General features: G+C 52.6%; 8 protein-coding genes and 1 pseudogene. All 9 read right to left on the bottom strand.

What is annotated here, in order from left to right; genetic code table 11:
* Positions 1-60: 60 nt before the first annotated feature.
* Positions 61-144: pseudogene (locus HMPREF1144_RS32955) on the bottom strand (SOS response-associated peptidase); the annotation flags it as partial.
* A 958-nt stretch (positions 145-1,102) separates the two neighbouring features.
* On the bottom strand, positions 1,103-2,122 hold the full coding sequence (repA, locus tag HMPREF1144_RS11240) for a plasmid replication initiator RepA (RefSeq protein ID WP_009652816.1): 1,020 nt from the start codon (positions 2,120-2,122) through the stop codon (positions 1,103-1,105).
* The gene (gene tap / locus HMPREF1144_RS31325; protein WP_009652807.1) at positions 2,115-2,192 is read right to left on the bottom strand and encodes a RepA leader peptide Tap; all 78 of its coding nucleotides are present in this window, start codon (positions 2,190-2,192) and stop codon (positions 2,115-2,117) included. The genes repA (HMPREF1144_RS11240) and tap overlap by 8 nt, the downstream gene beginning before the upstream one ends.
* 223 nt (positions 2,193-2,415) lie before the next feature.
* Positions 2,416-2,682 carry a replication regulatory protein RepA gene (repA, locus tag HMPREF1144_RS11235; protein ID WP_042927547.1) on the bottom strand — a complete coding sequence of 89 codons (267 nt, stop codon included), beginning with the start codon at positions 2,680-2,682 and terminating at the stop codon, positions 2,416-2,418.
* Between the two features lie 132 nt (positions 2,683-2,814).
* The gene (locus HMPREF1144_RS11230; protein ID WP_052544827.1) at positions 2,815-3,381 is read right to left on the bottom strand and encodes a phospholipase D family protein; all 567 of its coding nucleotides are present in this window, start codon (positions 3,379-3,381) and stop codon (positions 2,815-2,817) included.
* Positions 3,378-4,004 carry a DUF2726 domain-containing protein gene (locus tag HMPREF1144_RS11225; protein ID WP_009652809.1) on the bottom strand — a complete coding sequence of 209 codons (627 nt, stop codon included), beginning with the start codon at positions 4,002-4,004 and terminating at the stop codon, positions 3,378-3,380. Before HMPREF1144_RS11225 ends, HMPREF1144_RS11230 begins: the two co-directional genes overlap by 4 nt.
* A gap of 55 nt (positions 4,005-4,059) precedes the next feature.
* Positions 4,060-4,704, bottom strand: coding sequence for a hypothetical protein (locus HMPREF1144_RS11220; protein ID WP_042927545.1), 645 nt, complete (start codon positions 4,702-4,704; stop codon positions 4,060-4,062).
* 69 nt (positions 4,705-4,773) lie between these two features.
* Positions 4,774-5,370 carry a PIN domain-containing protein gene (locus tag HMPREF1144_RS11215; protein ID WP_042927543.1) on the bottom strand — a complete coding sequence of 199 codons (597 nt, stop codon included), beginning with the start codon at positions 5,368-5,370 and terminating at the stop codon, positions 4,774-4,776.
* Between the two features lie 129 nt (positions 5,371-5,499).
* The gene (locus HMPREF1144_RS11210) at positions 5,500-6,018 is read right to left on the bottom strand and encodes a DsbA family protein (protein ID WP_227500436.1); all 519 of its coding nucleotides are present in this window, start codon (positions 6,016-6,018) and stop codon (positions 5,500-5,502) included.
* Positions 6,019-6,041 lie beyond the last annotated feature (23 nt).

The following is a 6,041-nucleotide window of genomic DNA, read 5'->3' as shown; positions in this document are numbered from 1 at the left end:
TGAAAACACAACCCGCTACGGGGGAGACTTACCCGAAATCTGATTTATTCAACAAAGCCCGTAGGCAATATTTCGATCGGCTTCATTGGCGAGGAGAGAAAGATACTCTTCCCGCGTCATAGACTGAGAAAAACGTCCGCACATGGTTACCTCCAGTGGCCAGACTTAAAGTATAGATAATGCCGCGTCAGCGGCATGGAGGCGCCAGCTGAAGTTGAATGGAGTACTGCGGGTAAATGGCGCCGTCGCCCGGCGCAGCCGGCTGCTGTTTTGACAGGTTCTGCCTCACCCACCCCCTTCCCTGCAAAGCTATACCCGCTAAAAACGGCTCAGATGCCTCTGTACGCGGTCGGAGTGGTCCCGGCAAGGCGACAGCCGCAGTCGGGGCGTATCTCCGCGTTAGCGGGCCGTTAGGGCCGCTTACGAGCGTGTATCCCAGAACTTACCGCGACACTACTCACAGAGATGACGAAGAGTAGTTACAACACCCATTATTAAAAGCGATGTCTTCCCCGGCCTTTGGCCGGGGGCGGCGGCGCTTTTCAGTGGTGGGGAGGGGGCACATATGTTGTTGAAGCGTCAGCGTTCTCCGGTGGTGGGAGGCGAGGTTTCTGCGGTGTTCTGAGTGGTATGTGCGGTGCTGAGGATTGCGCTGGTGCGGTTCACGGGGAATCTAACCGGATGATGTAACTAAATTATGTGTTGTGCCTATGCCCGCCGCATAGCGGCGGGAGGCACTTCTGGTTCTGAGCGACGTGGACGCTTGCGGCCGCTGTAAGCGAAGGCCTTTTTGATTTATTCACAATGGTGTTCAGAGACAAAAGATCTCCCTGCTGCTTGCAATGCAGGGGATAAAAATACTGGGTTAAGACTGTATTGCGGGTTTCCTGTTATTTATTTGCAGATTCTCTCATTTATCTATTTGCGGATTTTTGTGGATAACTGATCACGTGGGGGCGTTTGATGGCCAGCATGCCGGCGAAATCATCAGGGAAAGAGAAAAACTCAGGCGGGAAAAGGAAGGAAAGACAAAAATGGCCAAAAAATACCAGCACAAAAAGCCCCGGAGGGGCTATTTTTTTACAAATTTTGGCTGGCCGGACTAATGCGGCGCTGGATGGCTCAGCGAGAGTTCCAGCTGATAGAGATGCTGTACCGCCAGCTGCTCAAGCTTGTTCTCAGAATAGCCATAGAGCTCGTCTGCCGGCAGCGTCTTCTTCAGCCAGCAGGTCATCTCATAGACCTGGCGGTCCCGGGGCATTCTGGCCAGGCGGTTGGCGCGTTTGCGTGCCGCGCCTTGTGCACGACGATACTGCAGGGCCTCACGACTACGCTGCTCATACCAGCGCTTACGCGCCTTATGGACAGAAATATCCTCATGCTCGCCTAACATGCCCTCTTTAATGAGTGCCTGACGTTCCTCGCTTTCGCGCAGTTTCTTCTGCTGCTGCTCCTGCAGCTTCATCAAATCAACGCCCAGCATCCTGAAGCCGGCGGCGGTGATCCACACGTACTTTGGCAGACGTTTACGGGACTCCCGATCCCAGGCGGTTTCTTCTGACACCCCCAGGACACCAAAGCGGACCTGCTCGGCTATCAGCGCCGAAACCCGGCGAATGGTCACTTCAGTTTCCGGAATGACTTTACCTTTGCCGTCTTTCGGACTGAGCTCTCTGGCCAGCCTGGACACGCACATCCCTACCGTGTGTTTACCGGCATCACAGAAGCTGACCAGCACCGGCCACAGCGCATCGAGGAGACGCTGTTTTTCAGGACGGAAAGCATATTTTCGCCCGGCGCGCTGACGTTCCCGGACATAGAATGGGTGCAGGGACATATGCATGCGCAGGCTGTGTTGCCCCGTGAGCGGATCTTTCTTCACCAGACGGTTATAGGCGTGGCCAAGCTGGCCACCGAGCGCCTTATAGTGAGATGGCCGGAACCAGGACGGGTTTTCGCATTTGGGTTTGGTGGAGTGCTCACCACGACGACGACGGGTACGCTTCTTTTCCGGGGAAACCAGAAAAGATTCAACGTGGCCATCTTCAACGCCCTGCCAGAAACGGATCTGTTCTTCCGTATCCAGCTGACTCCAGTGTTGCGGATTGTGCTGTTCAGTCACACCATCCCGCGCTTATGTTGCACGGAAGGAGCAAATGGCACAGAAACGGGTATTGCAGTTTTCTGAGCATAAAACTATACTCCCTGCATAGAGCAACAGCTTCTATGCAGTTTATGAAGGCCCCGGTAATCTTCTCAGTCGCCAAACTTAGCGAAGATTATCGGGGTTTTGTCTTTTCCGGCTCCGGGTAGACACCTCATCAGAACCAGTTCCCTGCCACCTTACGGCGTGGCCAGCCATAAAATACCAAACGATCAGTAATCTAGCACCTACCGTCGAAACTCACAAGAACGTCAATCCTTAACAAGGCAACCATGCTGGTTAACTGCCTCTTTTATGAGCTTTTCAATCATCTCTGATTGGGTCACGCCTTTGGTTTCACACATCAGTCGAAATTCATCTTTAATTTCGCTTGTGACGTACACCCGCATTTCCTTATGCGTTTCTTTCTTTCTGGCAAGATGACTCTGCTGACGTTCTACAGCACTCCTCGGACTGCCTTTTCGGTAACTGCGTTTTGCTTTCGTTGAGGAAGTAACCGCGCTTACGACCTGTGACATCTCTGCCTCCTCAAAGATCTAAAAAAGGATCGTTTGCAGAGAATACTACAGATATCAGAATTCAGCGACTTACTTTATGGACGTAACCCGCGTTGGCGCACGGTTTACGTCCGGGGATCGTTTATGGCGATGTCAGTATGTCTGTTTCCAGTCCGTTCCCTGTGACCAGCGAGACGACCAGTGCTGCAGGTAGCGCCGGGCAACAGCCGAGTCATCCCATACAACCAGCACATTCTCTGAATTCGAACGGTCAGCGGCACGGCTGAAATTGAACGAGCCGGCCTCTGTATTGCGCCTGTCCGCGACGATCACTTTGTCGTGCAAAATCTTGTAGGCGCTGACCGTACGAACCGGAATGCCCGCGCTGGCCAGCAGGTTCAGGGCGGCTACGCTGGCTTTTCCGCTATTCGCCTTCTGGTCCAGCACCACGCGGACATCCACCCCACGTTGTTTCGCCGCGATGAGTGAGCGAACCACCTCCGGGGAGGTGAAGGAATACCCCATCAGCCGGATTTCCTGCTGCGCGGAATCGAGGGTCTTCAGGACCAACTGCAGGGCTGTGCCTTCCGGAGAAAAACCTGTCTCGATGGTCGCGGCGTCGACTGCCGGCGCCAGCGCTAACAGGCTCAGGCTGAGGACTCCGGCCACAAATCCTGTGCGGACACGGGTTCTGTTTATTACTGCTATTTTCCTTTTCATCCTTTGTATTCTCCCCTGACCACCGTCAATGGTGTGGTGATAGTTTCAGTTTCCCGACGTATTAAAAATTCCCTGATCTGTCTGACCAGCTTTTCAGCATCCCGGTCTCTCAGCAGCGGAATGCCCGCCTGCCTGAGTACTTCTTCCAGCAGGATATCCCGGCGAACCCGGTGTTTTTTCAGATGCGACGCATCATCCAGCTCGATGGCGGCCACAATGGCAAAGGTCCTGATATCCACCACCACCACATCGCAGTGCCACTGTGACACCATCCGGAACAGCTGCCACCAGGTCCGGGAGCGGGGCCTGATATGGGGTGCCAGGCTGGCGATATCCGCCACTCGCACCTGCGGGCACAGCAGCCAGTGTTTCCGGTCGGTATGTTTCAGCAATGCCCGGAAAAAATGTTGTTCCCGGGGCGTCATCAGCGTGTCATTACCCATCCAGACCCGCTGGCGACACAGTCTCTGTTCAGCCTCTCCGGTACGAATACCCGCCGCTTTCAGCGCTTGTAGGACCGGGGATGTCTTCCCTGTTGCACGTTCCTTCAGAAACAGCACCAGGAACCCCAGCAGACTCAGCACAACAACGGCACTGCCTGTCATCATTAATATCTTTGCCATGTTGCTTCTTCCTTTGTGGACATATTTTTTCCGATGTGTTTACTGCGCAGTCTCCTCATCGTTCTGTCCCTCTGGGGATACGCCAGGCCTCTGCCGGCAACCGATCCAGCAACGCGCGCCGGAAGGCATTTGGCAGACCCTGACCGGCCACAATGTCTGCTATCAGGACCGATATGGCAGAAATCATCAGCACATAGCGAATGATGAAGCCGGTCTGATGCATAAGCTCTCCGGGGGACATATTCCGAAGGGCGGTCACCAGCCGGACACCGGCCTGCGGAACCCCCCAGACAAGCACGCCAGCGCCCGCCAGTATCACTGCCGGCGCATACAGAAATCCCCGACTGATAACCCGTTGCATCAGGTTTAAAAGAGCGTGCATCTGACGGCGGTACACCTCATCATCCTGCAGAATCTTCCATTCAAGCCGCGCTTTCTCATGCCGCGGAAGCATGGCCACCACCTGGATGCCGTCACGGATACTGACGAGCGGCGAGACATCAGGCTTCCTCATCTGGTCGATGTGCCGCGTATACAGGGCCAGCCCGGCCCAGAATAGTGCAACGGGCAGTGATACCAGGATAAATCCATTTCCCGGAAAAGAGGGAGAAAATAAGAGTTGCAGAGACAGTGCCAGCGCGCCCCCGTATAAATAACAAAATAACTGCTGCTCAGTGCGCAGCATGAAATAGCTGAACATACTCATTCCTTTTTAGACAAGAATACTTTTTAGACAAGAAAGATAATCACAACCTGCTTATTTATTTCATTAGCGCCAGACCACCGTTTTTTCATAAACGGCAATCACGCCTCGCCTGATTAATTCGTCCCTGACCTGATTTAAAATCGCTGTATTTCTGATGTTACCGGAATGACATTTAATATAATTCATCAGTGACGAGGTGCTTACAGGTCGGTTTACCGCAGACTTTTTACTCAATGACTGTATTTTATCGGTCAGGCGTAGCACCTCATCGTTGCTGATGAGCGCAGACACCGTTTTCGCCTTCTCTGCTGAACGTGGTGAGGGTATACGACAACATCGTCGCCCTGTCCTGCAGAGCAATGCAATCACGCTGTCATACCCTTTATCATTCGATATAACATGAAACATCGTATCTTCCGGAGCGGTGACGCTGAGTCGTCCCAGCTCAAGTACCAGGTGGAAATCGACATTATTTTTCGACACGCAGGGCGCCTGAAACACACTGACCGATATATTACCGGCATGTGTTACGGACGGAAAACGAATAAACTCCTGCTGAGACCCGGTAAACAAAATAAGACGTTCATAACGCGACAACATTACATTTTCAAGCGTTCCGATATTTTCATAATCAACCAGCGCAATGATATTCTCAGACATAACTCTCCAGACTCCACCGGGACCGACTGCCAGAATACCAGTCCGTTAGTACGACGAACAACATACAGCAGTGTGCCTTTTTGTTTTAAGAGACATCCTCTTCCATTCAGAAGAGACAACAGTAACTTGTTATTGTCGGGATTTATTTATAGCCGCCTGAACATTCTGTGCTTCAGTCATTCCGGAAAAGACCGTGACGTTTTCTTCCGTCGCGCCCTTCACCGGCATCACAATAATACCTGGCGTTCCGGTTAATCCCGTCGCCGTGGCGATATCATTAATATTTTTCAGTGTGGTATTTATCTCATCAATCGTATTCTGCTTAAATTTAATATGACCAGAAACCTTTTCGATAATCTCCTGCGTCAGTTTCCCTTCATTCAGTCCTGTACCATAAACCGCATTGTGATAGCTCCTGTAAGCCTCCGAGCCCTTTTCTTTCCAGACCTGCAGGCCGGTTTTCGCCGCCAGCAATGATGCAGGCCACCGGCTACCAAACACCGGCCACTCCATAAAGAAGTAACGCACGTCCGTGTTGCCCCCGATGACCTTCTCCAGTTCGGGTGCGAACTTGCTGCACCAGATGCACTGGTAGTCAAAGAATTCAACCACCATCACCTTTCCGTCCCCGGGACCCCAGGAGGGGATATTTTTATTACCCAGAATGTTAG

This window comes from Klebsiella sp. OBRC7, assembly GCF_000293135.1.
In the GTDB taxonomy this organism is placed as follows: domain Bacteria; phylum Pseudomonadota; class Gammaproteobacteria; order Enterobacterales; family Enterobacteriaceae; genus Klebsiella; species Klebsiella michiganensis.
This window is presented reverse-complemented; position numbering and strand designations above follow the sequence as displayed.